The organism is Exiguobacterium artemiae 255-15 (genome assembly GCF_000019905.1).
Classification (GTDB): Bacteria; Bacillota; Bacilli; order Exiguobacteriales; family Exiguobacteriaceae; genus Exiguobacterium_A; species Exiguobacterium_A artemiae.
The window spans coordinates 186,267-212,663 of record NC_010556.1; the positions used below are offsets into that span (position 1 = coordinate 186,267).

The 26,397-nt window shown below is 49.1% G+C and carries 26 protein-coding genes; 12 read left to right on the forward strand and 14 right to left on the reverse strand.

What is annotated here, in order from left to right; translation table 11 throughout:
* The first annotated feature begins 24 nt into the window (after positions 1-24).
* Entirely contained in the window at positions 25-420 is a 396-nt protein-coding gene (locus tag EXIG_RS16190; protein ID WP_326930237.1) for a redoxin domain-containing protein, read from the forward strand.
* Complete coding sequence (locus EXIG_RS16195; protein ID WP_326930238.1) at positions 414-659, forward strand: thioredoxin domain-containing protein; 246 nt, start codon at positions 414-416, stop codon at positions 657-659. The genes EXIG_RS16190 and EXIG_RS16195 overlap by 7 nt, the downstream gene beginning before the upstream one ends.
* Positions 660-661: 2 nt before the next feature.
* On the opposite strand, the gene EXIG_RS01105 is transcribed toward EXIG_RS16195, so the two are convergent.
* Positions 662-1,675 carry a glycosyltransferase family 4 protein gene (locus tag EXIG_RS01105; RefSeq protein ID WP_012369082.1) on the reverse strand — a complete coding sequence of 338 codons (1,014 nt, stop codon included), beginning with the start codon at positions 1,673-1,675 and terminating at the stop codon, positions 662-664.
* A gap of 108 nt (positions 1,676-1,783) precedes the next feature.
* A complete protein-coding gene (locus EXIG_RS01110) occupies positions 1,784-3,310 on the reverse strand; it encodes a methyl-accepting chemotaxis protein (protein WP_012369083.1) in 1,527 nt (508 codons plus the stop codon).
* A 205-nt stretch (positions 3,311-3,515) separates the two neighbouring features.
* Between EXIG_RS01110 and ypfJ the strand changes: the two genes are divergently transcribed.
* Positions 3,516-4,361, forward strand: a complete 846-nt coding sequence (ypfJ, locus tag EXIG_RS01115) for a KPN_02809 family neutral zinc metallopeptidase (protein WP_012369084.1) — start codon at positions 3,516-3,518, stop codon at positions 4,359-4,361.
* A 48-nt stretch (positions 4,362-4,409) separates the two neighbouring features.
* On the opposite strand, the gene EXIG_RS01120 is transcribed toward ypfJ, so the two are convergent.
* Both EXIG_RS01120 and EXIG_RS01125 read right to left on the reverse strand, forming a co-directional pair.
* Positions 4,410-4,802: a nuclear transport factor 2 family protein gene (locus EXIG_RS01120; protein WP_012369085.1), complete on the reverse strand. Its 393-nt coding sequence runs from the start codon at positions 4,800-4,802 to the stop codon at positions 4,410-4,412.
* 11 nt (positions 4,803-4,813) lie between these two features.
* Complete coding sequence (locus EXIG_RS01125) at positions 4,814-5,296, reverse strand: RrF2 family transcriptional regulator (protein WP_012369086.1); 483 nt, start codon at positions 5,294-5,296, stop codon at positions 4,814-4,816.
* A gap of 211 nt (positions 5,297-5,507) precedes the next feature.
* Here EXIG_RS01125 and cydD point away from each other — a divergent pair, with 211 nt between their 5' ends.
* From cydD to EXIG_RS01140, 3 genes are all read left to right on the forward strand, one after another.
* Positions 5,508-7,238 (forward strand): thiol reductant ABC exporter subunit CydD, encoded by a 1,731-nt coding sequence (gene cydD / locus EXIG_RS01130; RefSeq protein ID WP_012369087.1) that lies wholly within the window; start codon positions 5,508-5,510, stop codon positions 7,236-7,238.
* Positions 7,235-8,953: a thiol reductant ABC exporter subunit CydC gene (gene cydC / locus EXIG_RS01135; protein WP_012369088.1), complete on the forward strand. Its 1,719-nt coding sequence runs from the start codon at positions 7,235-7,237 to the stop codon at positions 8,951-8,953. The genes cydD and cydC overlap by 4 nt, the downstream gene beginning before the upstream one ends.
* Before the next feature lie 121 nt (positions 8,954-9,074).
* A complete protein-coding gene (locus tag EXIG_RS01140) occupies positions 9,075-9,728 on the forward strand; it encodes a cyclase (RefSeq protein WP_012369089.1) in 654 nt (217 codons plus the stop codon).
* A gap of 43 nt (positions 9,729-9,771) precedes the next feature.
* Here the strand turns inward: EXIG_RS01140 and kynB are convergent, their stop codons facing one another.
* From kynB to kynU, 4 genes are read right to left on the reverse strand one after another with little or no spacing between them, the layout of a single operon-like run.
* Entirely contained in the window at positions 9,772-10,395 is a 624-nt protein-coding gene (gene kynB, locus EXIG_RS01145) for an arylformamidase (RefSeq protein ID WP_012369090.1), read from the reverse strand.
* A gap of 13 nt (positions 10,396-10,408) precedes the next feature.
* Positions 10,409-11,248 carry a tryptophan 2,3-dioxygenase gene (kynA, locus tag EXIG_RS01150; protein ID WP_012369091.1) on the reverse strand — a complete coding sequence of 280 codons (840 nt, stop codon included), beginning with the start codon at positions 11,246-11,248 and terminating at the stop codon, positions 10,409-10,411.
* Positions 11,249-11,268: 20 nt separating this feature from the next.
* Entirely contained in the window at positions 11,269-12,651 is a 1,383-nt protein-coding gene (locus EXIG_RS01155) for an amino acid permease (protein ID WP_012369092.1), read from the reverse strand.
* 9 nt (positions 12,652-12,660) lie between these two features.
* Positions 12,661-13,938 carry a kynureninase gene (gene kynU / locus EXIG_RS01160; protein WP_012369093.1) on the reverse strand — a complete coding sequence of 426 codons (1,278 nt, stop codon included), beginning with the start codon at positions 13,936-13,938 and terminating at the stop codon, positions 12,661-12,663.
* 105 nt (positions 13,939-14,043) lie between these two features.
* Here kynU and EXIG_RS01165 point away from each other — a divergent pair, with 105 nt between their 5' ends.
* From EXIG_RS01165 to EXIG_RS01175, 3 genes are all read left to right on the forward strand, one after another.
* Positions 14,044-14,673 (forward strand): TetR/AcrR family transcriptional regulator, encoded by a 630-nt coding sequence (locus EXIG_RS01165; protein ID WP_012369094.1) that lies wholly within the window; start codon positions 14,044-14,046, stop codon positions 14,671-14,673.
* A 45-nt stretch (positions 14,674-14,718) separates the two neighbouring features.
* Positions 14,719-15,171, forward strand: coding sequence for a DUF4385 domain-containing protein (locus tag EXIG_RS01170; RefSeq protein WP_012369095.1), 453 nt, complete (start codon positions 14,719-14,721; stop codon positions 15,169-15,171).
* Between the two features lie 92 nt (positions 15,172-15,263).
* Positions 15,264-15,596, forward strand: coding sequence for a hypothetical protein (locus tag EXIG_RS01175; RefSeq protein ID WP_012369096.1), 333 nt, complete (start codon positions 15,264-15,266; stop codon positions 15,594-15,596).
* A gap of 81 nt (positions 15,597-15,677) precedes the next feature.
* Here EXIG_RS01175 and EXIG_RS01180 read toward each other — a convergent pair whose 3' ends face one another.
* The 3 genes from EXIG_RS01180 to EXIG_RS01190 all read right to left on the reverse strand — a co-directional run bounded on the left by EXIG_RS01180 (position 15,678) and on the right by EXIG_RS01190 (position 19,900).
* Positions 15,678-16,874, reverse strand: coding sequence for an MFS transporter (locus EXIG_RS01180; protein WP_012369097.1), 1,197 nt, complete (start codon positions 16,872-16,874; stop codon positions 15,678-15,680).
* Positions 16,875-17,078: 204 nt separating this feature from the next.
* A complete protein-coding gene (locus tag EXIG_RS01185) occupies positions 17,079-18,137 on the reverse strand; it encodes an acyltransferase family protein (RefSeq protein ID WP_012369098.1) in 1,059 nt (352 codons plus the stop codon).
* Complete coding sequence (locus EXIG_RS01190) at positions 18,134-19,900, reverse strand: CDP-glycerol glycerophosphotransferase family protein (RefSeq protein ID WP_234944554.1); 1,767 nt, start codon at positions 19,898-19,900, stop codon at positions 18,134-18,136. Before EXIG_RS01190 ends, EXIG_RS01185 begins: the two co-directional genes overlap by 4 nt.
* A gap of 307 nt (positions 19,901-20,207) precedes the next feature.
* Between EXIG_RS01190 and EXIG_RS01195 the strand changes: the two genes are divergently transcribed.
* From EXIG_RS01195 to EXIG_RS01205, 3 genes are read left to right on the forward strand one after another with little or no spacing between them, the layout of a single operon-like run.
* Positions 20,208-20,921: an IspD/TarI family cytidylyltransferase gene (locus EXIG_RS01195; RefSeq protein WP_012369100.1), complete on the forward strand. Its 714-nt coding sequence runs from the start codon at positions 20,208-20,210 to the stop codon at positions 20,919-20,921.
* On the forward strand, positions 20,918-21,943 hold the full coding sequence (locus tag EXIG_RS01200) for a ribitol-5-phosphate dehydrogenase (protein WP_012369101.1): 1,026 nt from the start codon (positions 20,918-20,920) through the stop codon (positions 21,941-21,943). Before EXIG_RS01195 ends, EXIG_RS01200 begins: the two co-directional genes overlap by 4 nt.
* 31 nt (positions 21,944-21,974) lie before the next feature.
* Positions 21,975-23,183: a CDP-glycerol--glycerophosphate glycerophosphotransferase gene (locus EXIG_RS01205; RefSeq protein ID WP_012369102.1), complete on the forward strand. Its 1,209-nt coding sequence runs from the start codon at positions 21,975-21,977 to the stop codon at positions 23,181-23,183.
* A 201-nt stretch (positions 23,184-23,384) separates the two neighbouring features.
* On the opposite strand, the gene EXIG_RS01210 is transcribed toward EXIG_RS01205, so the two are convergent.
* The 3 genes from EXIG_RS01210 to EXIG_RS01220 form a co-directional block, all read right to left on the reverse strand.
* Entirely contained in the window at positions 23,385-23,942 is a 558-nt protein-coding gene (locus EXIG_RS01210; RefSeq protein ID WP_012369104.1) for a nitroreductase family protein, read from the reverse strand.
* A gap of 89 nt (positions 23,943-24,031) precedes the next feature.
* Positions 24,032-24,568: a hypothetical protein gene (locus EXIG_RS01215; protein WP_012369105.1), complete on the reverse strand. Its 537-nt coding sequence runs from the start codon at positions 24,566-24,568 to the stop codon at positions 24,032-24,034.
* A 122-nt stretch (positions 24,569-24,690) separates the two neighbouring features.
* Positions 24,691-26,394: a DHA2 family efflux MFS transporter permease subunit gene (locus tag EXIG_RS01220; RefSeq protein WP_012369106.1), complete on the reverse strand. Its 1,704-nt coding sequence runs from the start codon at positions 26,392-26,394 to the stop codon at positions 24,691-24,693.
* Positions 26,395-26,397 lie beyond the last annotated feature (3 nt).

The window sequence follows — 26,397 nt, forward strand, 5'->3', positions numbered from 1 at the left end:
GACAAACATAAAGGGGGATAGATCATGTCTACATTGTTAGAAGAAATTCAAGCCTATCAGAAACAATTCCGTCAAAAAGCACCGGAAGAAAAACAACGGTTGATGGCACAAGCGACAGCGGAGCTTGCCGCATCAGACGGAGCAAAAGGATTAACCGTCGGAGACGAGGCACCGCGTTTCACATTACCGAACGCATCCGGTCAATCTGTGTCTCTTGAAGACCTGTTGCAGAACGGTCCCGTCATCGTGACATTTTACCGGGGCGGCTGGTGCCCGTACTGTAATTTGGAACTTCGGGCTTACCAACGGGAGTTGGGGAAAATCGAGGCAAACGGAGCGACGCTTGTCGCCATCAGTCCGGAAACACCGGATCATTCTCTGTCGACGCAGGAAAAAATGATCTGGCATTTCAAGTGCTGAGTGACGTTGAGAACGTCGTTGCCCGCCAGTTTGATTTGGTGTTCGACATGCCCGACTATTTAATCGATGTGTACAAAGCATCGGGGCTCGACGTGGCCGGACACAACGGGAATGAAGACTGGCAATTGCCGAAACCGGCGACATTCATCATTCAGCCGTCTGGAAAAATTTCATTTGCCGACGTCCCGGATGATTATACGAAACGGACGGATCCGACAGCAGTGATTAAGTTGCTCTGATGTCAGAGTTGTGTGCGTAACCATTCGCGAAAGTGTGGTTCCAGATCGTGATGATGTTTCGTTGTCGAGAATTGATGAGCAGCATAACGTAACATCTGATACGTTGTCTGGTCGAGCAGACAAGAACGCATTTCTGCAGCTAAACCGCCGGGGTGATTGATTTTAGCCAGATAACCGGTCATGCCGTACTGAACGGCGTCACAGAGACCCGGTGTCTCATAGACGATTGCCGGTGTGCCGACACGAGCCGCTTCATAGATGATCATTCCCCAGTTATCTTCGCGGGACGGAACGAGCAGGGCGGTTGCCCGGCTGATATACCGGTTGCGCGCGGCCGGTTCCATATCACCGAGATAATGGAGATACGCCCGCATCGTTTCAGGAATCGATGAGTCGAACCGGGTCGGGCAATGTCCGATGATCCAGAGTTGAACCTCCGGGAACTCCTGGTAAACGGCAATGAAAGCTTGGCAGGCATCAAATAATTCTTTTGGTTGAGAAGGACGGCTGACGTAAACAAACGTCGGCCGTTTTTCTTTTTCGAGCCGTGCCGACTCAGGGGACAGTAAATCCAGTCCTTCCGGAAGAAGGACGAACGGTTGGTCTGTTTGTGCGCTCTCTGCCGTCAGAACGGAGGGGTGGAATACAAAGCTGGTCTGAGAAGGGGATGCCATCGGATATTTTGATGAACGGGTCAGAAATCGCGCATGTGGAACGGTACCCCATTGAAACAGGTATTCAAGAAACGGAAGATTGGCTAAAAAAACAAATGCCTCAGGACGAGACCGGATCTGACAGAAGACATGCCACAAAAAACTGCCAGACGTTCCACGTCGAATATATGTCACGCCGCCGATTGACTCGACGTCACGCCCGCCAAAAAATGCCGGGGTCAGACAGGTAACGTCATATTCATCCGTCATCCGCTTAAAAAGTTCATGTAAGAGGTAATCTGAAAAATCAGCATCCGGATTCTGAACATCAGAGGAAGTTAGAAACAGTAAAGATTTACGCATTTGACTCGTCCCCTTTACTGAATTTCTTTTGTATGTCTATTCGAGACAGGTAGAAGAACTCCTCGAAAGAATCAAAAAAAATTCCTCCTGATGGGGAGGAACGTTATTTCAACGGGTCATATGTTGTGTTAATTCATCGACGAGGTATTCGAGCGACGCCGTCATCGTACTGAGAGATTCTGTCATGGACTCAAATTCGTGTTGAACGGTTGTTTGTTGTTCAAGTGAGACGGCCGTCGATTCAATGCCGTGACGGACTTCGAGCGAAGCCGTTCGGGTCGTTTCCATCCGTTGTTCGATGTTGAGCATTTGAACACCGACTCCTTGACGGGCTGTTTGAATCGAGCTGATACTCTGTTCGACCTCTTGAACGAGATGTGTGATATCGGAAAAAGTCTGACGGACGCGGCTGGTCATCTTCTGATTTTCAGCCAGCGTTTTCGTGTAACCGGCAGCCGTCGTCTTAATTTGGTCAGTATCGGCAATCAGGGCCTGCAGGACTTCCGTCACTTCATTCGCGTAACTCCGGGACTGGACGGCGAGGTGCCCGACTTCCGTTGCGACGACGGCAAACCCCCGTCCGGCATCACCGGCACGCGCTGCTTCAATCGCCGCATTCAGCGCCAACAGATTGGTCTGTCCGGCGATTGCTTCCAGACTGGCGAGGATTTTCTGGATTTTATCGGATCGGCTGGCCATAGCCGTGACCGAAGTATGCAGACCGTTCGTCGACTTGACCATTTCCTCGACCCGGCGATCCATCAGGTTCATCTCCTCGTTGCCGGTCAACGCGCGTTTCGTCATATGTTCCGTCGTCATGACGGTCTGCGCCATTTTCGCCTGGATCGATGCGATGGATGCATTGACCTGATGCAACTGATCCGTTCCGTGTTGCATCGATTGATGCTGACCATCAGCGGACTGGACGATTGGGGCGATTGCCGTCGCGATTTGATTCGTTGCTTCGACGGACTGGACAGCTGCTTGTTGTAAGTGTTTCGTATTCGTTTTTAAATTACCGACCAGAGCTTCGATTTGGTGACTGGCATTTGTCATCAGCGCCGTGGCTTCCGTTTCTCGTTTCAAGGAGACGGATCGTTCCTGATTTTGTACGGCAATCTGGATAATCAGAGCCACACTCGTCAAAATCAAGAAGACGGCATGAATCATCAGAATGCTGAACGGATAACCGGTCGTTCCGCAAATCAGGGACGGTGCAAAAAAGAAGCCGGCGAAATGTTGCAAGGCGAAAAGGATGGTGCTGACGAGAATCAAGTTAATCCGGCGGAAATAAGCAATCAACGCCAGGACCATGAAAATTGAAAAATGATACTCGACCAGTCCATTGCCGCCGGCGACAATCGACATACTGGAAAACGTCAGTGTCAACGTCAAGAGAAGCGCAACGATTATACTGTCTGGTCGAATCCGGTAGAGAACGGCAGAAGCAATCCAACAGACAAACGGTAACAAAGCAATCCAGGCAAGTGTCGTGGGTGAAGCGGCTGTTACGTTTCCCCGGATGAGTTGATAACCTTCCGCAAAGTCGGTGAACCGCTGTAAACCATGGACAATGAACGATAAAGTGACGACAAGAAAACTGATCCAAAACATAAGTTGATTCCGACGTTTCATAAAATAAAATTCCCCCATTTTCTAATAGAAAGTGAAACAAATCACGAGTAAACATGTTAAACGTATACGACTATCGGTCGAGAAAATAAGATTGTTTAGCTTCAAGATACTTAAAACAAAATTAAATTTTAAAATAGAAATTCATGCCTAAACAGACAAGATATGGGGTATAGAAGGGCATTGAGACTTGTAGGAGGAACCGTGTATGAAATGGAAGGGCAGAGAAAGAAGTTCGAACGTCGAAGATCGACGGGGCATGGGTGGAAAAGGAGTCGCCGGGATCGGAGGTGGACTCGGGATCATCATTTTAATCGTCGTCACGTTGATGGGCGGGAATCCGGCCGACATCCTCGGAGGATTGTCCGATTCACAAGGCGACAGTCAAGGCGAGTACCAGGAAACGGCCAAAGAAAAAGAAGCGGCTGATTTTGTATCCGTTGTCTTAGCGGATACGGAAAAAGTCTGGACAAAGGAATTTAAACAGGACGGTATGACCTATAAAGAACCGACGCTCGTTTTATATACCGATCAGGTCAGTTCAGCGTGTGGACAAGCCGGAAAGTCAGTCGGACCGTTTTATTGTCCGGGGGATCAGAAATTATACATTGATCTAAGTTTTTATGATGAGTTACAAAATAAATACGGGGCACCGGGAGACTTCGCGATGGCGTATGTCATTGCCCACGAAGTTGGGCACCATGTTCAGACGTTGCTTGGGACATCAGACGAAATCATGCCGCTTCGTCAAAAGATGAGCGAAGAGAAGTTCAACAAATACCTGGTCCGCTTTGAATTGCAGGCGGATTACTATGCGGGTGTCTGGGCCAACCATGCACAAGGACAAAATCTGCTTGAAGAAGGCGATTTGGAAGAGGCACTTGGAGCGGCGAATGCTGTCGGAGATGATACATTGCAGAAAAAAGGGCAAGGATATGTCGTACCGGAAAGCTTTACACACGGTACATCGGCTCAACGCGAACGATGGTTCCAAAAAGGATTTGATAACGGAACGATTGAAGGCGGCGATACCTTCAAAGCGAAGAATTTATAAGCATAATCAACAGGCACCACTTCATAATGAAGTGATGCCTGTTTTCGATTAATCGTTGTATTGGTTAAACATCGCCGTATCATCGGGAACGTTGGCGAGATAGACAATCTTTCCATCCGCATTGAGCCGGGCGATGTCGGTTCCATCCTGGGTGAAGACAGAGCCGTCCGCGCTTTTCCCGCAAACAGCCCAGCGTGTTTCCATCGTATCTCCTGTTTCTGATGGAACCCATCCGGCATACATGTGTTTAATATCCTGATTCGCCGTAAAGACCATCCGGACGAACTGTTTCCAGGCATCGATACCGTGCTGTTCCTGTCCGTTCAGGACGAATGTGATTTCGTCCGAGAACAGGGAAATCAAGTCATCAAAAGCTTTTTCATCGGTCCGGGAAGCATCAAATAAATCAAAATAGCGGTCAAGTGTAGTGGTGTTCATCATATATTCTCCTTTTAGTTACGAATCATTTTTTCTTCAATTAAACTCTGCAGTTTTGTCAGATGATCGGGCGGACAGTTCAAATAAATTTCACGGCGGATCGAGTCGATCGTCTCGCGTTTGAGTATCGATTGCCACGACTGTTCCGCTTCTGCCATCAGGTCGGACAATAAGCAGATGTTCTGATCCTGGATACCCATCAAGTCTTCGAAAACACCGCTTGAGGCATATAAGGATTGTTTGCCCTCGATTGCTTCATAGATATCAAACACACGAATCGTCTCCGGTGACGCTTTGAGCCGGAAGCCGCCTTTTGCACCGGGAACAGAAATCAGCAGATCCGCACTCACGAGCTTCCGGAGCAACTTTTGAAAGTAGGTTGGCGAAGCGCCAAGTTGCTGACTGATGAATTCTCCAGGCAACACACCCTTCTCCGGTAAAAACGTCAATAAGAGCATCGCGTACACCGATTGTTCGACGCCTGTTTTCATTTGCATGAAACATTCTCCTTTCTGTATATCGTGGATAACTATTGTCTACAATACATCCGAATAAATGAATTGTCCAACAAAAGGTTCCTCACAAAACCGTCACACCTTTTCGACTGCATACCCGTGGCATCAACAGAATGGATTCGGTATACTGAATGTACGATATGTGAAAATATTCACTAAAAGTCGTTCACACTTAGTGAAAGGACGTTTTCTTATGAATCCACTCAAAGGAATCATCACGATTCCACGTACGATTTTTATACAACTGATGTTGGCCGCCGTCCTGATGGGCGTCGCCGTCATCGGTCAATCTTATCTGATCGTCATCATCGTCGACCGGATTTTCCTGCAGGGTGATCCGTTCGCGGCCGTCATGCCGTTGCTCGGTTTTCTGTTGTTAATGCTGATGCTACGCGTCGGCGTCACCTACTGGAACGGCCGCCTCGGAACGAGTCTTGCGGCACGGGTTAAACAGGACTTGCACCAGGCGCTTGTCGCGAAATATACACGAAACTCCGTCGAATCGATGCTTGAAGGACAATCGGGTCAAAAGGTCAGCATTCTGCTCGATTCCGTTGATGAGATGGACAGCTATTACAGCCAGTACCTGCCGAAAGTCATTCAGACGTCGATCGTTCCGTTGATGGTCTTGATTGCCGCCTTCAGCTACGACTGGGTAACAGGACTCGTCATGATGATTACGGCGCCGTTCATTCCGCTGTTTTACATCGTCATCGGAATTATGACGCAAAAGCGGGCCGATACGCAGCTTGAGAAGATGAATGCCTTTTCCGGTACATTCCTTGACACATTACAGGGACTGACGACGCTGAAGTTATTCGGTCGGGCGAAGGCGCAACAGGACGTGATCGAACGAAGCAGTCTCGATTTTCGGGACGCGACCTTGACCGTTTTAAAACTGGCCTTCCTGTCGTCGTTGATGCTTGAGTTTATTTCGATGCTCAGTATGGGGATGATTGCCCTGGAAGTCAGTCTCCGGTTGATTTTATTCCAAAGCCTCACCTTTGTACCGGCCTTCTTGATGTTGGTCCTGGCACCGGAATACTATCTGGCGTTAAAAGAGATGGGAGCCGCTTTCCATACCGGTCGGGGCAGTGTCGCCGCCGCAAAACAGATTGCGGCCGAACTGACGGACGATGACCGGAATGTCGCTTTCGGACGAACGGATCTGCCGGCGGCCCGTCCGCCGCGGATTGAGCTGAAAGACGTCGCTTTTTCGTACCGTGATGCCCGCTTTGCGATGGAACAGTTGAATTTGACGATTGAACCGTATCAAAAGGTGGCCTTGATCGGGCGCAGCGGTGCTGGAAAATCGACGGTCCTCCAATTGCTGGCGGGTCTTGCCGATCCGCAGGACGGACAGCTGTTGCTTGACGGTCAAAACCGTCAGACGGTTACGGAAACAAGTTGGTTCAGCCAGCTCAGCTACATCTCGCAACATCCGTATCTTTATGCCGGGACGCTGGCGGATAATATTGCCATTGGTGAATTGCGCGAAGCGTCGCGCGCTGCGATTGAACAGGCGGCATCGGACGCCGGTCTGACTGAATTGATCGCACAGTTGCCGAACGGACTCGACACGGTAATCGGAGAGGGCGGACGCGGCTTATCCGGTGGGGAAAAGCAGCGCGTGGCGCTGGCACGTGCCTTTCTAAAACGGCCGAACGTCATCTTGTTTGATGAACCGACGACCGGTCTTGACGTGAAGACGGAACGGGTGTTGCAGGAAGCGATGACTGTTCTCGGACGTGAAGCGACCGTCATCACGGTTGCCCACCGTCTGCATACGATTGAACGGTCGGATCAAATCGTCGTGCTGGAAGCCGGACGGATCGTCGACCGCGGGACACACGAAGAATTACTCGGACGTGAATCGGAATATGCGATGATGCGCGCCGTTCAACGGGGGGAGGAGACACGATGAAAGAGTTGATGGGAATTTTTCGTTTGATGCTGCACCAGAAACGGGACATCGTGCTCTCGATTATCTTTGGTGTGTTGGCCGGCATCACGGCGGTCGGAATGTTCGCAGCGAGCGGCTTCCTGATTTCGAAAGCCGCCCTGTTGCCACCGATTCAGACACTTGCCGTTTTGATTGCCTTACAGAAAATCTCCAGTCTGACACGGGCTGTCAGCCGGTACGCCGAACGGTATTACTCACACCGGGCGACGTTTACGATCCTCAGTGACTTGCGGACGACGTTTTATAAACGGCTTGAACCACTCGCACCGGGTATCTTTGCCAAGTATCGGAGTGGAGATTTGCTCGCCCGGATCGTCGGGGACGTCGAAAGTCTGCAAAATACGTTTTTACGCGTCGTCTATCCGCCGATTATCCTGGTGCTCGTTTTCCTATGTACAATCTTTTTCGTCAGTTTCTTTTCACTCAGTGTCGCGCTTGTCCTCGTGTTTGGTCTGATCTTGACGGGATTCATCATTCCCGGCTGGTTTGCCTATCGGGAACAGCGGTTTGCCCGGTCCGTCCGGGCCCGACGCGGGGAACTGTCGACGGAAGTGACAGAACTGTTCCAAGGGTACCGCGACTTAAAGATCTATCAACAACTCGGCAATAAGGAAGCGGAACTGAATGCCGTCGCCGCACGCTACGTGGCGGAAGAAAAACGCAACGGACTGCATGCGGTCTCGAACCTTGCCTTGAATACACTGGCGACGTTGGTTATTTCCTGGATCGTCCTCGGTCTCGGTGCTTATCTGGTCGCTGACGGACAACTCGATGGCGTTTTCCTCGCATTGCTCGTCATGACCTCGTTGACGGTGTTTGAAAATGCCGCACCGATGGCGATTTTACCCGGATTTTTTGAAGACAGCCGTCATGCGGCACGCCGGCTGGATGATGTCGTCGAAGCGACGGCGGAACCGGAATATCGTCCGTTTGCATTGACGCAGGCTCCGGAACTCCGTGCGGAACATGTCAGCTTTACGTTTCCCGGACAGGACCGTCCCGTCTTACGCGATGTCAGCGTGACGTTCCCTGCCGGCAGTAAAACGGCGATTGTCGGAGCAAGTGGTTCCGGAAAATCGACGCTGTTGCAACTGTTGTTGCGGATGTATCCGGCAGACGGAATCCGGATTGAAGGAACTCCAGGTCTAGAAATTAATCCGGAAGCGTTATGGCAACAGTCGAACGTCGTCCTGCAACAAAATCATTTCTTTTACGGGACGATTCGTGACAATCTGAAGCTCGCCAGCAGCAAAGCAACGGATGAACAAATGATCGAAGCACTGGAACACGTCGGTCTTTCGTTACTTGAACTCGACGACCGGGTGCTCGAAAAAGGGGAGAACCTGTCCGGTGGTGAAAAGCAACGGCTGGCGATTGCCCGGATATTCTTACGTCAGACACCGCTTTATCTGCTCGATGAGCCGACCTCATCGGTCGATGCGTTGACGGAACAGATGATTTTACGCCATCTGTTTTCCCGCGCGGTGGACGCAACGCTGTTGCTGGTCAGCCACCGGTTGGCGGGACTTGAGACGATGGATCAAATCGTTGTCATGGAGCAAGGGCAAGTCGTCGAAGTCGGGACATACGCGGACTTAATGACCAAGCAAGGTGCCTTTTATGCCTTGAAACAGGTCGAACAATCCGTCTTTACACCGGATCAACTGGTCCGCTGAATTGAAAACAGCCACATCCAACGCTCTGTCGGCGAAGGATGTGGCTGTTTTGATTGAACAGAATTCAAATGGACGGTTGATTGCAGGAATGGTAAAGTAAGGAAAAAATAAGAGGTGAGCCATGATGGAAATTCTCCGTTGCGAGACGCAACTGGAAGATCAAACGATTGCCTATAATCATTACTACTCCGATTCAGACGAAATCTGTTTTATGTTGTCCGGAGCCGGTTACGCCTATGATCATCCGTATTTTTACTTCAGCCGGATGATGTTGTTGAAGCGAAAAGTGAACGTCATTGAAATTCAATATGTCTCAGATGATTTATTTAGTATGCCGGACGAGCAAGGGGACGCCGAGATGAGCCGGCGGATCGAAGCGGTCATCGGGGACGTGTTACGGGCGCGGTCGTATCAGACGATTCACTTCATTGCCAAATCGCTTGGGACGGTGCCGCTGGTTTCAATGATGCACCGTGGGATGTTTCCGGAAGCGCGTGTCGTCCTCCTGACGCCACTCTTAAAAGATCCGGCTATCGTCGAAAAGATTGCGAACAGCCGGCATCACGGATTACTCATCATCGGGGATCAGGACCGCCAGTACAGTCCGGAAGCGTTGGAACGGTTCAGTAACTCGAATCTTGTACTGGAACTCGTAACAGGAGCCAACCATTCACTCGATATCGATTTTGATGTCAAGCCGTCCCTGCAAGTACTCGGACAGATCATGCAACGCATTGAAGACGTATTGTTCACCGTAACGGTCAAGGAAAACTGAAAACCGACAGAACATTCTCGGAAGAGCGTTCTGTCGGTTTTTTTTAATACGGTCGCATCAATGCACGAACGGGACTGCCGTCACCGTCGACAAGCGGAAGCGGAACGGCATTGAGATGATAATCACCCGGCGTGATCGTATCGAGGACCAACCCTTCGAGTATGTGAACGCCATGGGCGGCGAGCGCATGGTGGGCCGCCATCTCTTTACTGTCGATCGCATCAACGGACGGTAAATCAAGTCCGATCAATTCAATACCGAGTTCGCCGAGCCGTTCGGCAAGGCTTGGTGTCAGTACCGGGATGGTTTCCGGAAATACGGACTTATCGACCCATCCGTCCGTTTTAATGATCAACCGGCGGACATCGGTTAAATCAAATGCATCGAGGTCGCTTGCGACGAGTTCGGTCCGACCGGGCAGATAGATGACGCGGACATGACCGATATAAAGATCCGGGTCCAAATCAATGACTTTTTGACCGACGTCGTCAAAGTGGAACGGTGCATCAATATGGGTACCGGTATGCAGGCTCATCGTGACCTGCCCGACATTGACGGAGCCGGTATCGGCTTTACTCCAGTTGATCGTATAGTCAAATTTCGTATCGCCGGGCCAGGTCGTAATCGACGAGGTTAACGGCTGTGAGACATCCATCCAACGGTTCATGCAAGATTCCCCCTCAAAGTTTTGTCCGGACCGACCACAGTTCCGGGAAGAACCGGTGATCGAGCACACGGCGCAGATAACTGACGCCGGACGAACCACCCGTTCCCGGTTTTTGACCGATGATCCGTTCGACGGTACTCATATGGTTAAAGCGCCACATCTGTTGCTGGCTGCCGATGTCGAGCAGCTTTTCCCCGAGTTCATATAAATCCCAGTACTGTTCGACATCCTGATAGACGATGGCCCAGGCCGCTTCAACACTCGCGTCGGCTTCCCAGTCTTGCGTGACATCCCGGTTGAGAACCGCCTCGTCAATCGGTAAGCCGCGCCGGTGCATCGCCCGGACGGTCTCATCATAGATGCTCGGTGTCTGTAAGTCATCGTTCAATTGAGCAAACAGCGCCGTTTCATGTTCATAGACCCGTAACATCTGAGCATTTTTAAAGCCAAGCGAAAATTCGATTTGCCGGTTCTGATAAGACTGGAACCCGGAGGAATGTCCGAGTGAGTCCCGGAATTCGAGATATTCGGCCGGTGTCAGTGTCGAGAGGACGCTCCACGACTGGATCAGCTGTTGTTGAATTTTTGAGACACGGGCGAGCATCTTAAACGACCGTTCGAGTTGATCATCGGCGATTGCCTGAATGGCAGCCGTCATCTCATGCAAAATCAGTTTCATCCAGAGTTCACTTGTTTGATGAATGACGATAAACAACATCTCGTCATGGTGATCCGATAACCGTTGTTGGCTCGTCAAAAGCGAGTCCAGCTGTAAATAATCCCCGTAAGACATGTCTTTTTTAAAGTCGGTTTGAATCGACTCCTCAATGTTCGTCGCATCCGTCTGTTTCATGCCGATCGATCCCCTTTACGTCAAAGTGATTGTGAACGGTTTGTCTGATCCGCTTGCGGCGGATGATTTCGTTTCCAAAAAACATAGGCGATTGTCAGGAAAATCAACCACGGGATACCGAACTTCAAGACAATTTGGAAATCGGTAAACCAGGTCGTGATGACAAGCGCAAACAACAAGAGCGCACCAAGTGCGGTCAAATACGGATATCCCATCATCCGGACCGGCAGTTTTCGTCCGCCGTCCCGTTCCCAGGCTTTGCGGAAGTAGAGATGGGAGATGAAAATCATGAACCAGGTGAAGATGGCACCGAACATCGAAATCCCCATCATAAATGGATAAGAGACACTCGATTGGCTGCTGATGACGGCAGCGAGGAAAATCCCAAGCGTCGAAACAGCCAGGGCAAACAGCGGTACGCCTTTCGCATTCAGGCGGCTGAACATCCGCGGGGCATAGGTGGCTTTCGATAGCGAATACATCATCCGCGTCGAAGCATAGAGCTGACTGTTCATCGCCGATAAGGCGGCTGTCAGGACGATGAAGTTCATAATGCCGGCTGCACCGGGAATCGACAACATCTCCATGACTTTCACGAACGGACTTTCATCGACACCACCGGCCTGTTGCCACGGAACGATCATCAGCATCAAGGCAATCGTGATGACATAAAACGTCGACAGACGGAAGACGGTGGCCTTCAGTGCTTTCGGCACTGCGACATCCGGATCTTTTGCTTCACCGGCTGTCACGGCAATCAATTCGGTCCCGAGGAAACTGAACAGCGAGATGAAGACGGCAATCCAGAGACCGGAGAATCCGAACGGCATGAAGCCGCCGTCATTCGTAAAGTTTTGCGGACCAATCTCCGGTGAGCTGCTGCCGAAGACTAAGTACGCGCCGAGAATCATGAACATCAGGATGGCACTGATTTTAATGACGGAGAACCAGTATTCGAATGTCGCAAACGTATTGACGGTCGTGGCATTGATATAAATCAACGCCGCTGCGAAAACGAAAATCCAGATGTACCCGGGCACATCCGGGAACCAGTATTTCATGTAGATGGCGATGGCGCTGACTTCGACGCCGATCGCGAGGACATTCGCGACCCAGTAGGAATAACGCACGAGGAAGCCGGCATAAGGACCGATGTACTTCTCCGCAATCGTTCCGAATGAGCCGGACGTCGGATGGGCGACGGTCATTTCCGCGAGACATCCCATCAACAGCAGGACGATAAATGCTCCGATGGCGTAACTGACAAGAACACTTGGTCCGGCCAGACTGATGGCGAGACCGCTTCCGAGGAAAAGTCCCGTTCCGATCGCACAGCCCATCGCAATCATCGTCAGTTGGCGTGTTTTTAAATCACGCCGTAATTCAGTAGGATGTTCTTTCATAATGCCTCCTTACGCGACGACTTCGCGTTCGTTCTTGAATTGTTCGTACTGTTTTTCATCCATGATCGTTTTCAAAATCGAAACGACTTCATAAACGTCTTCAAAACTATTATACAAGGCAACGGGTGCCAGGCGGACAATATTTGGTGCCCGGAAATCAGGAATGACCTGATGGGCTTTCAGCGCTTTACAGATCCGCGCCGCTTCCGGATGTTCAAGACTCAGGTGGGCACCGCGTCGTTTCGCGTCACGCGGATTGCCGATGACGAAACCGTATGCTGTCAGTTCCTGATCGACAAGCGTCATCATGTAGTCGGTCAAGGCGAGGGATTTCGCCCGGACGGCATCGATGCCGACTTCCGCAAACAGTTCGAGTGCCCCGATTTGCGGCGCGAGGCTTAAGACGTGGGGTGTTCCGATTTGGAAGGCCGCAGCGTTTTCAGCCGGTGTCATCGTATGATTCATGTCAAACTGCTTGTCTTTGCGGGAACCGAACCAACCGGTCAGACCGGGTAATGTACCGAAATGCCGTTCGTGGACGAACAGACCGCCAACCGTTCCCGGACCGCCGTTTAAGTGTTTGTAGTTGCACCAGTAAGCAAAGTCGACGCCCCAGTCGTGAAACGCATGGGGAATCGCGCCGACGGAATGACAGCCGTCAAAGCCGATCAGGATCCCGCGGGCATGGGCTTCGCGGGTCAGCCGTTCCATATCTAAAATTTGTCCGCTCCGGTAAAGAACGGTCGGCAGAACGATCAAGGCAATGTCATCCGTCATTGCGGCGATGATGTCCGCTTCATCAAGAAACCGTCCGTCGCGGCTTTCGACCTGAACGAGGTGTTCCGCCGGATCGAGTCCGCGCAACCGGAGCTGGCTTTGCAGCGCATAAATATCAGATGGGAACGTCAAACTGTCGGCTAAAATTTTCGTCCGTCGTCCGGACGGAGCAAAGAAGGTCGCGACCAGCTGGTGCAGATTGACCGTCGTCGAACCGGTCACCATGACTTCATCCGCACGGCCGCCGACGAGCGGGGCGTTTAAGGCAGCCAGTTTTTCCGACAGATCGAACCACGGATGCCGGCCTTTCATCCAACCGTCAATTCCGAGTTCCCGCCAATCGGCGAGCGATTCGAGTAACGTCGCTTCCGCCCGTTTCGACAACAGACCAAGTGAGTTGCCGTCCATATAAATCGAACCTTCCTGCAGATAAAATTCGTTCCGGTACGGAGCGAGTGCATCCTGTTGATCCTGTTCGATGGCGTGCTTGCGTGGTGCGGTCAATGTCATGTCCGTTCCTCCTTAAATGAATCAGTAATCAATTTTGAGAAAAGCGTAGCAAACAAATTGACACTGTGTCAATATTATCGGATAGAGAATCAGGAGAGGTGGTCGATGACGATGAAATCAGATAAATTTAAAGTGGACAAACGGCATTTGCGGACAGTCCGGACGCGGGAAAAATTATTGGTCGCAGCCCGGCACGTCTTTCTTGAAAATGACTTCCAGACGACGACGATTTCGCAAATCATCAAACGGGCGGGCGTCGGATACGGAACGGCGTACGTTCACTTTGAAGGGAAAGATGAACTGTTAATTGTGTTGATGGAAGACGTAATGGATCGTTTCCACCAAGTGGCGGAACAGCCATTTGAGCCGGGAACGGCTGAAGAAGCTCAAAAACAAATCGAGCAACAGGCAATGGCCTTTTTACAGCTGGCTGAGCAGGAGCGGGAGATGCTGCGGGTCGTCGAGCAGGCGATTGGCATCTCTTACGTCATCCGGACGAAGTGGAAACAGATTCGTGAGCGGTTTATTGAACGGATCAGCTGCGATATCCGCTATGCGCAAAGAACCGGATTGGCTCGTCCGGACCTAAATCCGGCACTCGTTGCCCGCGGCTGGTTTTTTGCCAATGAAATGTATCTGTTCGAAGTCGTTCGCGAAGAGACGACCGCGTCAATCGAAGAAATCGCCAAAACCTTAACTGCTGTGTATACGACCGGACTGTACGAACACGGTTAAAGAAGCTCGTTCCCGGGAAACCTGTAGGAGAAGGGGGCGTTGCACATGGCATTTGATTATGATCTTGATTTTAAGACAACCGATTTTCGGAAGGAACCGGAAAAATACCGGGTCGGACGGGGCGAACAGGGTGTGTTGCTCGTCGAACCGTATAAAGGGGAAATCTTGCCGCATTGGCGGTTCAAGACACCGGAAATTGCCAAAGAATCTTCCGAAAAAATCTATCAGATGTATCTCGACTATAAAGAGGCCGGAGACTTCGTCGGAATGGACATGGCGCGGAAGTTCATCCAGATGGGACATACACGGGCACGTCGGTATACGAATTATAAAGGCGGACGTAAGTATAAAAACAAAGAGACGGGTGAATTAAACGAGCGGAAAATTGATCCGGAAAAAGCGAAATCGGCAGAAATTTTTCAGGAAAAATGGGATTTGATCCGGGCGGATGAAGAGTACTTGAAGTTAAAGAAAGCTCATCAAAAACAGTACGGATGAACGGATTTTTAGTTTTCCATTTGCCTGTTTCTTGGCACTGAAAATGAAGGATTCAAAATTTGCTATGATGGGATTAAAAGGGAGGAGAATATATGCGTTATACGTACTGGGCGGCGTTGATCGGATTGATTATAAGTATGTATCTGTTAGTGGACTATACAGTGGAAACCGTTCCTGTCAGCATTTTGATCGGTTTACTGATATACAGTATCGGACTCAGCATCGTCGCGACGTTCGAAGTGTCTTCGTTTGAGCTTACTAGGCGTGCCTTTGTGACGACCCTTTTATTTGGACTGGTTCTGAATCATGTACTGGATTTGCGGATGACAGCTTTTTTACTCGTCCTGTTGGTCGTCGAAACGCTTGTCAAAACGCTCCGCTTCCTGCAAGTGCTTTGGTGGGACCGGGCGACGTTGCACGGCTGATATTTCTCTACCAGATGAAAAAAGCAGGAGGCCATCCGATTATTTAATCGGGCGACCTACTGCTTTTTTTAGACATCTGAATCAAGATGTCTGTTCAATCTTTTTAATTAAACGGGACTGACGGCGTTGCCAAATGACGGATCCGACCAATGTCACGGCAAGGAAAACGAGTCCGAGCATGAACGGATACAGAATGTTGACATCATATAACAGACCGGCCAGGGTCGGACCGAGGACGTTCCCGATGCTCATGTAGGCATTGTTCATCCCCATCGCGAATCCCTGCTCGTTACCGGCCAGTTTTGAAATCATCGTATTCAGGACCGGACGTAAGATTGAAGTCGCGAGGAAAATGACCAGCGTGACAGCGAAGAATCCGCCGTAGCTCGCCGTCAAAAGAGACAACAAGAATCCGAGTGTCGCAATCAACAGGAAGATATTCAGGACTTTTCCTTCGCCGAGACTGCGTGATAACTTATCAACGACAAAAATCTGGGCAATGACACTGATGATACCGGTCGACGTTACCATAATGGCAATATCTTTTGGTGAAGCACCAAACTGGTTGTCGACGAACAGACCGAGGACAGACTCGTATGCCATCAAGCCGAAACTCATGACAAGAGTGATGACGAGCGGAACGAAATACGGCTTATGGAACGATGCTCCAAGCTTTTTCCACATCGAGCCTTCATCCGGTGCCATCGCCGTCGCATCATGGACATCACTCTCCTGCAACAGTAAAACGCTGAATAAGACGGCAAGGAGTGAGACAAGTGCCGAGACGAGCAACGGTAATTTTAAATCAAACTCGGCAAGGAAACCGCCGATTCCGGGACCGATGACGATACCGAGTGACATGGCAGCAGAGACGAAGCTGTTACCTTTTGCACGCTGATCCATCGTCGTGATATCTGCGACGTAGGCAAAAATCGCAGGGATCAACAGCGCGGCACCGAAACCGCCGATCGCCCGGGAGATGTAGAGGATCGTAACAGAGTTCGAGAAATAAAAGACGAACATCGATAACGTCAATCCGATCAATCCGTAAATGATCATCTTCCGTCGACCGTATTGATCGGCCCATTTCCCGGCGACCGGTGACATGACGAGCTGGGCACCGGCAAAAATCGCAATCATCAGACCGGCTGCCGTACCACCTTGACCGATGGAAGCTAAGTAAGCGGGCAGAATCGGAATGATGATCCCGAAGCTCCCGACGGCAATGAACATGTTAATCATCAGAACCGTTAATTTTTTTCGTTGATCCGCTTGCAAGGGGATCCCTTCTTTCTACACGCTGGTGTAAGCGTTTATTTAATCTACCTTTACTATCTTAGTTTCAAGAGAAAGATCCTGTCAATTTTACCGCCCGTTACAAAAAAAGAATCACTCGCTTCACGCCACTCCTGCAGGATAGAGCGTGAAAAAACGAGTGATTCTTTTTGGAGTCGGTCTTTGTATCAACTATTAAGTGAACGGTTACGGTGTTTTCTTGAAAAGCCAGTTGACGTTTGGAGATAACAACGGTCGGAACAATCGAACGATCGGACGACTGGATAAAATCCACACGAAGAACAGCGCAAGCAAGAAGGATGAACCGATTAATAGCACCGGTGATTCGGCAATCCACGGCGGAACAAAATCACGGAACAGCCGGACGATAAACGAATGTAATAGATAAATCGCCAACGTCTGAATTCCGATTTGATCAAACCGTTCGCCGAAGGAGCGATGCGGGACCATCATCAGCACAGAGAAGATCATCACGGTACTGACCGCATATAAAAAGAGCTGGATCAAGGCACCTTTGAGAACCGGTACATCGAATTCACCGTACGTATCCCGGTAGAACAACCAGACTGTATCAAATCCATTTTTAGTCCAAACGGCCATAGCGACAGCGATGGCAACGGAAATGATCAATCCGGTCAAACGACCGAGGGGTGACGTCAGCCGGTCACGAATCTGCCCGTCCGCGAGCCATCCCCGCTCTTTGATGAGATAGCCCATCAAAAAGAACGGATAAAAACTGACGACCTTCTGTAAGGAAAGGAAGTTCGTGATGGAAACCGGATTGGCATTGATCAGCAGGGCAAACGCAATACTGATTAACAACGGATAACGTAAGGCCAGGAATCCAGGCGTCACGATTTGCCAAATGATGATCCCGAGCAGATACCAGAGCGTCCAGCTCGGAACAAGCGGATGAAGCAACCCGTCAATCAAGCCGTCGACCGTCTTTTCATTGACGTAAGCGAGATAGACTTCATGAATCGACTGCCAGATGAAGTAGAGGACGACAAACGAAATGATTCGTTTGGGTCTGACTTCCTTAAAAAAGTACCCGCTCATGAAGATGAACGCCGGCATATGCAGTAAATAAATGATGTTGTAGACCATCTGCACCGGATCATTTTGCTCAAGATTACGGAACGTTTCAATCAGATGGCCGAACACGACCATGAAAATCAATAATACTTTGTAGTTCCCGAGCCAATGATCATAAGAAAAGGTCATTGGTTTTGGTGTTGGATTCATTTGTCTTCTCCAAGAATGATTTGATCGACGAAACGCTGGCTCGATTTTCCGTCCTGGTGTTCGAAGAAATATTCCGCAAAGGCTTTGACGTTCTGCATCTCGAAATCTTCGTTTTTGATCCGTTCAATCAACTCTTCCGACGTACGGACGATCGGTCCCGGGACGAATTCTTCAAAGTCATAGTAGAAGTCGCGTTTTGAGATGTAATCTTCCAAATCGTAAGCGAAGAATAACATCGGACGGTCGAGCAGTGAAAATTCAAAACAAGTCGAAGAATAATCGGTAATCAAAATATCAGAGACGAACAGCAATTCGTTGATTTCCCGGTAGTCCGTCAAATCGAGGAAGAAGTCCGCATATACTTCCGGAATCTCCATCCGGCGGCGGACGAACGGATGCATCTTCAAGACGAAGACATAATCTTCATGGAACGCTTCGTATAAAGCATCCAAATCAAGTTGACTGAAGTCATAATGGGCACTTTTGGCGCCGTTCCCACGGAAAGTCGGGGCGAACATGATGACTTTTTTTGTTTTGAAGACAGGGTATTCTTCATAAATCCGTTCTTTGGCTTCGGCGATATACGTTTGATCAAAGAACATGTCTGTCCGGGGAATCCCGGTTGCGATGACTTGATCTTCCCTTAGGCCGAATCCTTCCGCGTAATGACGGGCGACGTTATGCGAGCTGACGATGGCTTTCGTGTAATTCCGGTGGCTGAGCGAGTTGGCGCTTGGACCACCCGGTTTGCCAAGACGGCTGTATCCGAATGTCTTGAAAGCTCCGACAGCATGCCAGACCTGGACCAGGTCGCTTCCTTTTCGGATGTTGAGCGGATAAATCATCGGATAAAAATCGTCGACCAAAATCGTTTTCGCCGTCGCGAGGTGGTAAGGCAATGTAAATTTGTCGCGCCAATCACGGCGGGACTGTAAGTTCGGTTTGAAGAACGTCTTCACGTCCAGGTTTAAATCCCGGCGCTCGATTTCGTTTAAGATATAGGCGAAGTTTCCGCTGACGTCACTTCGCGAGTCGGAAGCAAAAACAACTTTATTGTCTTGAATCGGTTGTGTCCACTTCGTGACATTGTAAATGCTCTTGAATGTAAAACGACGGAATTTGAACGCACGCTTCCGCCAATTCTTCTTGGATTTATTGAATTTTTCAATCAAGCGGATAAACCGTTTCGTCTCTCCCTGCTTAAGGGAATGGAAACCTAGGGTATTGCTGTATTCTGAATACTGGACGACCAGTTCATATTCAAGTTTGAGCAGGACGTTACTATGTTTTGTGTCAACACGATAAATGACCGGAATCAAGGAACGTGTGTCTCCAAATGGTGCTTCATGTAAAATGGACTTTCCTTGGACGATTGCGAAGAAAGCATCGAAGTAACCCATTGGGAGCGGGCGTCCGGTCGGAGTCAGGTGATTGAGATCAAGCTCACCGCTGAATGTTTCTTCTGTCCAGTCACCTTCGAACGGGAAACGAAGAATGAATGTCCGCTTGTTCCGTTTGTTGCGGAAAATGACGGCCCGTTCTAAAGGAATCGGTTCCGCTGGTGCCTCGGACTGGATGTATCCATCGTCCGGTTGTGTTTCTTCTGTGTCTTCAGGAGCGGCAGGATTCTCAAAAAGTAGCTGTTCGGCCTGAATGAAATCAGTTAATCCGAAAAGACGTGCCTCGAAGCGGAATTTGGTTCCCGCCAGTTCTAGATAGTTAACGTGTGCCTGTAACGTCGGCATCTGTGTTTCTTCTGTCAAAACAATCTCTCCTCGCTTAAATGATTACAATGCATTTACACAACAATGACAGATTTTTAAAATCATCATGAACATAGTATAGTGATATTAGAAATCATCCATCATTATATCGTGACGAAGCAAAAAAAATAGAACTTCGTCTATTTTTTTTGCTTTTGGCGGATAGAGTCATTAGAAAAAGATCATATTTTTTAAACATAGCCACATCGCTGGTAAGTGGAAACAAAAAACTTTTTTTATTAAGGGAGGGAAGCAGAGTGACCCATGACAGCGCCATTGTCTATGGATGGGTCCTTTGCGATACAAGATGATTTATGCAGCAATCTTAGCAGGCGGAAAAGGAACGAGAATGGGGAATGTCGATCGTCCTAAACAATTCCTGTCAATCGGAGAACGTCCGATTATCGTGCATACCGTTGAAAAGTTTCTTTTACACGAAGATTTTGATCAAATCATTATTGTGACCCCAACGGCTTGGATTAACTATACACGTGATATTCTTGAGAAATATATCGGAACCGATGAGCGGATCGTCATCACGGCAGGCGGAAGCGACCGCAACGAGTCCATCATGGCGGCGATCAACTGGATTGAAAATAAAAACGGTTTGACAGACGAAGACGTCATCGTTACACACGATGCAGTCCGTCCGTTCTTGACGCACCGGATCATCAAAGAAAACATTTCAACGGCACTCGAGTACGGAGCATGTGATACCGTCATCTCGGCGATTGATACGATCGTCGCTTCGACGGACGGAAAAACGATTTCCGATATTCCGGTCCGCGATCAGATGTATCAAGGACAGACGCCGCAAAGTTTCCAAATCACAAAACTCAAAAATCATTACGAAGCATTATCAAGCGATGAGCGGGCAATTTTGACGGATGCCTGTAAGATTCTCTTGCTTAAAGGGGAAGCGGTGGCTCTCGTCACAGGTGAGTTGTTTAATATTAAAGTAACGACACCTTACGATCTCCGCATCGCCAATGCTATTTTGAAGGAGCAGATTCACCAATGATTAACCAAGTCTATCAACTCGTGGCGCCACGCCAAATCGAGGTGACGTACGACGAACGGTCACTCAATTCAGACCGGGTCGTCGTTCGTCCGACGTATTTATCGATTTGTCACGCGGATCAACGTTACTTTACGGGCAGCCGCAGTGCGGAAGTATTGGCAAAGAAGTTACCGATGGCGATGATTCATGAAGGCATCGGGAAAGTAGTGCATGACCCGTCTGGAACGTTTAAGATCGGTACGTTGGTCGCAATGGTTCCGAACACACCGTCGGAAACAGATGACATCATCGGAGAAAACTACTTGCGGACAAGCCGTTTCCGCTCGAGCGGTTATGACGGCTATATGCAGGATTATGTCTTCATTCAGCCCGATCGTCTTGTCGAAGTACCGGCTGATCTTGACCCGGAAGTCGCAGCCTTCACGGAACTGGTCAGTGTATCCGTTCATGCCATGACACGTTTTGATCAGATTGCCCACAGCCGTCGGGAAACATTCGGTGTCTGGGGAGACGGGAACCTCGGATTCATTACAGCATTGATGTTACGCAAACTGTATCCGGAAGCAAAATTGCTTGTCTTCGGAAAAACGCAATCGAAGCTCGATTACTTCTCGTTTGCTGATGAAACATATTATATTGATCAAATTCCGGACGACGTATCATTTAATCACGGATTTGAATGTGTTGGTGGAATCGGAAGTCAGTATGCGATTAATCAAATGATTGATTACATCATTCCAGAAGGAACGATGGCACTGCTCGGCGTTTCCGAAGACCCGGTTTCCGTCAATACGCGGATGATTCTTGAAAAAGGATTACGTGTCTACGGATCAAGCCGGAGTACACCGGCTGATTTTGCACGGACGATGGAATTGTATCAAATGTATCCGGATATTCCGGCCTATTTGTCGAATCTCGTGTCCGGTGTTTTCCAGATTCGACAAATCGAAGATATTCATCAAGCATTTGAAAGTGATTTGACGAATCGTTTCGGTAAAACCGTCATGGAATGGTGCATGTAAGAATGAAAGCGGAAAGAGAAGGGATCACGTTATGAAACAGAAATTACGTTTGATTCAGCGGCGAACAGTCCACTATTTGCTTGTCGTGACGTATTGGATCTCGAAGTTCTTTCCGGTACAGACAAAAAAAGTCGTCTTTGCGACCTATCGTTCGGATAAGCTCGTCGATAACTTTCGCGCCGTTTATGATGAACTTGAAAGTCGTGAACTCGGTTTTCAATATGTCTTTTTATTGAAACGTTTTCCACAAAATCTGATCGGACAAATCAAATACGTCTTTCATATGATGCGGGCGACATACGAACTGGCGACGGCCCGGTACTTCATCATTGATGACTATTACTATCCGGTCTATGTCTCGAAGTTGCGCAAGGGGACGGAAGTCATTCAGTTGTGGCATGCCTGCGGCGCCTTCAAGAAGTTCGGCTACAGCGTCCTCGATAAGTCCTATTCACCGGATGACGATTACTTGAAGATGGTGGCGATCCACCGGAACTATTCGAAAGTGTATGTTTCCGGAGAAGCCTGCATTGGACCGTTTGCTGAAGCATTTGGGATGGATTCCACCCGGATCCATCCGCTGGGTGTTCCGCGGACCGATCAGTTACTGAACCGGGAGCGGCAAGTTCAGATTGAGCATAAACTCTATGACCGGTATCCGGAGTGGCGGTCGAAAAAGCTGATTTTACTGGCACCGACATTCCGAGGAAATGGACAAACGACAGCGCATTACGATCAGGAACTGGATTTCCAGCAGTTTCGTGAACAGTTGGGACCGGATCATATCCTGCTGTTACGGATGCATCCGTTTGTCTTGAACCGTCCGGTCGTACCGGCAGAATTTTCAAACCAAATCATTGATATGACGGATTATCCGGATATCAATGACTTGATGCAGGTAGCGGATATTTTAGTGACCGATTATTCTTCCGTTATTTTTGAATTTGCTTTACTGAAAAAACCAATCATCTTGCTCGTGAACGATTTGAACGCGTATAGGGAAGAACGTGATTTTTACTTCCCATACGAATCCTTTGTACCGGGACCAATTGTTTCGTCATTCAATGACGTCATTTCCTGGATCAAGGCAGGTCAGTTCGAACCGGAACAGATTGAAGATTTCGCGGCACGGTTCTTTACGTATCAAGACGGACTGGCGACAAAACGGATCGTCAATCATATATTGACGGGAGCGCTCCCGGATGCACCGATGCGTCCAGAAGAACGGAAGACCGTTTGATTTAATCGAAGCGGATGAAACGAAACAAAGGTGGTGGATACTAAATCCGCCACCTTTGTTTGTCGTTCGGAATCAAACATCAAAAAAAGCGTCCGTCTTTTACGATTCCGTTTGGGGAGGGAATGAAAAGAAGGACGCTTTAACTATTATGATGGGGCTTGATTGGCGCGGACAGGGGTAGTCCGCAGAATGCGCACCGGTTTAGAAGTGCGTTAACTTGTCACGTGCTGCCGTTCGTTTTTTCAGCGGAGGAATTAAGGCGGGCCATCCGAATTGGATGATTCCTGCGACACGTTCATTTTCGGAAGCGCCGATCATTTCGGCATATTCCTCCGTGAACCAATGTTTTCCGCTTTTCCAGCAACAGCCGAGACCCAGTTCAGTCGCGAGAAGCTGAACGTTTTGAATCATGGCAGCAGTCGCGAGCAGATCTTCCATCTGCTGATCCTCTGTTCCTTTTACTTCATATAAAACGGTCAAATAAACAGGAACATCTGCAAATTTTTGACGCATCATCTGGCGTTGTTCGTCTGTTTTTTGATCCAGCTGTCCCCGCTTGGCAAGCAGCGTCATCAATTGGTCGACATACCGCTCTTGGCTTTCTTCGTTAACGAGGACAAATCGCCAAGGTTCACGCAATTTATGAGTCGGAGCATAGATGGCGGCTTCGAGAATTTCTTCAATCATTTCATTTGGAACCGGCTGATCGGTGTAAGCACGGACGGATCGTCGTTCTAAAATCAGTTGTCGGGTGTTCATGGTGATCATCTCCTGACGTAAGTACTCTTAGAATATAATTGATAACGATTATCATTGTCAACGGTTAATTAAAAAAACGCTGGTTCGAATCAGCGTTTGTCGGGTGAAGCAGCAATTTTTTTCTTGAGTTGCCGAATTCGGAATAAGGCGAACAAGTAATGTGCGAAATAGAGCGTGAAGCCAAAGAATACAGCTATCATGATATTAATCTGGACCCCGGGCACGACAGTTAAGTTCGCAAAAAGAAGCACGCCCATCGAGAAAGTATAAAGGACAGCTTCCAGTAATTGCGGCATCATCCGGTTTTTCTTCAGGAAAAACGACCGGATAATCGGCAAAATCACGAAGCTGACGAGACGATCCAGCAGACCGATCACTAATATGCTGATGATGATGGACAAAGGTCCTGCGAAGTATAATAAGTGTGGAAATAAGACATAAGAAACGAGCAGTAACGGTCCGATCAACAGGAAGATGGAGACGGACGCACGGAAAAAGATGAATAGACTGTTGATACTGATCAAAAAGGCACGTGTGACCTTTTGAGACCAGGATGAAGGGCGTCCGACTTGCCAGGCGAAACAGCAGGCAAAGATGAACGCATAAAATTGCAGAAAGGCAACCATAAAGCATCTCCTTTTAGATATGAAACTCAATGACCCTAGTGTAGCGATTTTAGGAAAGAAGTGCAAAGGCAAACAACTAAAAACCCGTTGACGATGTGCCGCCAACGGGTTCAGGAAAAGCCTTAATCGAGATTCGGTTCTTTTTTTCCGTGTAGGAAAAATGACAAGATCAGGGCGAGTGCAGACAAGACGGTCGCAACCCAAAACGCATCCGTGATTCCGCTGATCGTCGCTTGTTTCGTCAACTGCGTCATCCAGCTGACAGAAGCGGCTTGCGAACTGCCGAGCTGTTGTCCCAACTCATTTAAATGCTGTGAAAGGGTCGGATCAAGTGTCGTAAACTGATTGGCGTCATCTGCCAGGTGAGCTGTCGTTTGACGTGTCATGACCGTGACGAGAATCGCTGTTCCGATTGAACCGGCGACCTGACGCAACGTATTTTGTGTTGCATTCCCGTGTGGAATCATTTTCATCGGCAAGGCATTCATTCCGGCTGTCATGATTGGCATCATGATGAAAGCCATTCCGAACGACCGGAGCATATAGATACTCATGATCGAATTATATGAGGTATTCATATCGAGTTGTGTCAGTTCCCACGTACCGTAGGTCATTAACGTCAAACCGAAAATAGCGAGCGGCCGGATACCGAAGCGGTCAAACAGTCGACCGGCGATCGGACCCGTGATTCCCATAATCAGTGATCCGGGTAACAACAAGAGACCGGAATCAATCGGTGAGAAACCGCGAATACTCTGCAAGTAAATCGGAAGCAGGAGCATCCCGCCGAACAAAGCCATCGTGACGATGATGTTGATGAATAAAGTGAACGAAAACTCCGGTACTTTCAAGACCCGGATATTTAACATCGGATCATCCATGGAAAGCTCGCGGAGCGCAAACGTTGCGATCCCTAAAATACCAATCAGAATCGTGCTGATGACGAGCGGGCTGTCCCAACCGTCATTACCGGCTTCACTGAATCCGTACAACAGGCTTCCGAAGCCGATCGTACTGAAAACAACACCGAGTGCGTCAAACTTCGGTTTTGATAAAGGCTGAACGAGTTTAAACCAGGCGACACCGAGTAAGAGTGTCAAAAGACCGAAAAAGGCCATTCCGTAAAACATGACATGCCAATCATAATTCTGAATGACATAGCCGGTAATCGTCGGACCGACTGCAGGAGCAAGAATCATCGCGATTCCGAGCATCCCCATCGCCGCGCCGCGTTTATGAGGCGGGAACAAAGTCATGAAGACATTTGAACCGAGCGGCATTAAAATACCGGCACCGGCTGCCTGAACGACACGGCCGATCATCATGACGGGGAAGTTCATCGCCATCGAACAAATGATTGATCCGAAGAAGAACAATGTCATGGAAACGAGGAACAATTGGCGGAACGTATAACTCCGCATCAAAAAGGCACTGATGGGAATCAGGATGCCGTTGACGAGCATGAACCCGGTCGTCAACCATTGTGCCGTCGAAGTCGAGACGTTAAAATCATTGATTAGGACGGGTAACGCGACATTGATCAATGTCTGATTCAAAATCGCGATGAACATCCCGATCAAGAGTACCGTCAAGACTTTTGGAATACTGATATCTGCCGTCACGAGCGGCGCCCGCTCCTGCGTTTTTACTTGCGGTGCAGGCATCGGAGCGCTGTCCGGATTGTTGAGTTGCACCTCATCGAGAGGAGCAGGGGCATCAGCAGCACCCGCCAGACGGGCCGGACGTGAACGCCGTGCAATCAGGTTGACACCGATGATCGTGACAACCATAAAAGCGATGTATCCGAAGAGGAAGGTCGTAGACATAGA

Excerpts from the sequence above, each read along its gene's own strand:
- EXIG_RS16190 (WP_326930237.1), top strand. The coding sequence starts at position 25 with ATGTCTACATTGTTAGAAGAAATTCAAGCCTATCAGAAACAATTCCGT.
- EXIG_RS01105 (WP_012369082.1), bottom strand. The coding sequence starts at position 1,675 with ATGCGTAAATCTTTACTGTTTCTAACTTCCTCTGATGTTCAGAATCCG.
- EXIG_RS01110 (WP_012369083.1), bottom strand. The coding sequence starts at position 3,310 with ATGAAACGTCGGAATCAACTTATGTTTTGGATCAGTTTTCTTGTCGTC.
- ypfJ (WP_012369084.1), top strand. The coding sequence starts at position 3,516 with ATGAAATGGAAGGGCAGAGAAAGAAGTTCGAACGTCGAAGATCGACGG.
- EXIG_RS01120 (WP_012369085.1), bottom strand. The coding sequence starts at position 4,802 with ATGATGAACACCACTACACTTGACCGCTATTTTGATTTATTTGATGCT.
- EXIG_RS01125 (WP_012369086.1), bottom strand. The coding sequence starts at position 5,296 with ATGCAAATGAAAACAGGCGTCGAACAATCGGTGTACGCGATGCTCTTA.
- cydD (WP_012369087.1), top strand. The coding sequence starts at position 5,508 with ATGAATCCACTCAAAGGAATCATCACGATTCCACGTACGATTTTTATA.
- cydC (WP_012369088.1), top strand. The coding sequence starts at position 7,235 with ATGAAAGAGTTGATGGGAATTTTTCGTTTGATGCTGCACCAGAAACGG.
- EXIG_RS01140 (WP_012369089.1), top strand. The coding sequence starts at position 9,075 with ATGATGGAAATTCTCCGTTGCGAGACGCAACTGGAAGATCAAACGATT.
- kynB (WP_012369090.1), bottom strand. The coding sequence starts at position 10,395 with ATGAACCGTTGGATGGATGTCTCACAGCCGTTAACCTCGTCGATTACG.
- kynA (WP_012369091.1), bottom strand. The coding sequence starts at position 11,248 with ATGAAACAGACGGATGCGACGAACATTGAGGAGTCGATTCAAACCGAC.
- EXIG_RS01155 (WP_012369092.1), bottom strand. The coding sequence starts at position 12,651 with ATGAAAGAACATCCTACTGAATTACGGCGTGATTTAAAAACACGCCAA.
- kynU (WP_012369093.1), bottom strand. The coding sequence starts at position 13,938 with ATGACATTGACCGCACCACGCAAGCACGCCATCGAACAGGATCAACAG.
- EXIG_RS01165 (WP_012369094.1), top strand. The coding sequence starts at position 14,044 with ATGACGATGAAATCAGATAAATTTAAAGTGGACAAACGGCATTTGCGG.
- EXIG_RS01170 (WP_012369095.1), top strand. The coding sequence starts at position 14,719 with ATGGCATTTGATTATGATCTTGATTTTAAGACAACCGATTTTCGGAAG.
- EXIG_RS01175 (WP_012369096.1), top strand. The coding sequence starts at position 15,264 with ATGCGTTATACGTACTGGGCGGCGTTGATCGGATTGATTATAAGTATG.
- EXIG_RS01185 (WP_012369098.1), bottom strand. The coding sequence starts at position 18,137 with ATGAATCCAACACCAAAACCAATGACCTTTTCTTATGATCATTGGCTC.
- EXIG_RS01195 (WP_012369100.1), top strand. The coding sequence starts at position 20,208 with ATGATTTATGCAGCAATCTTAGCAGGCGGAAAAGGAACGAGAATGGGG.
- EXIG_RS01200 (WP_012369101.1), top strand. The coding sequence starts at position 20,918 with ATGATTAACCAAGTCTATCAACTCGTGGCGCCACGCCAAATCGAGGTG.
- EXIG_RS01205 (WP_012369102.1), top strand. The coding sequence starts at position 21,975 with ATGAAACAGAAATTACGTTTGATTCAGCGGCGAACAGTCCACTATTTG.
- EXIG_RS01210 (WP_012369104.1), bottom strand. The coding sequence starts at position 23,942 with ATGAACACCCGACAACTGATTTTAGAACGACGATCCGTCCGTGCTTAC.
- EXIG_RS01215 (WP_012369105.1), bottom strand. The coding sequence starts at position 24,568 with ATGGTTGCCTTTCTGCAATTTTATGCGTTCATCTTTGCCTGCTGTTTC.
- EXIG_RS01220 (WP_012369106.1), bottom strand. The coding sequence starts at position 26,394 with ATGTCTACGACCTTCCTCTTCGGATACATCGCTTTTATGGTTGTCACG.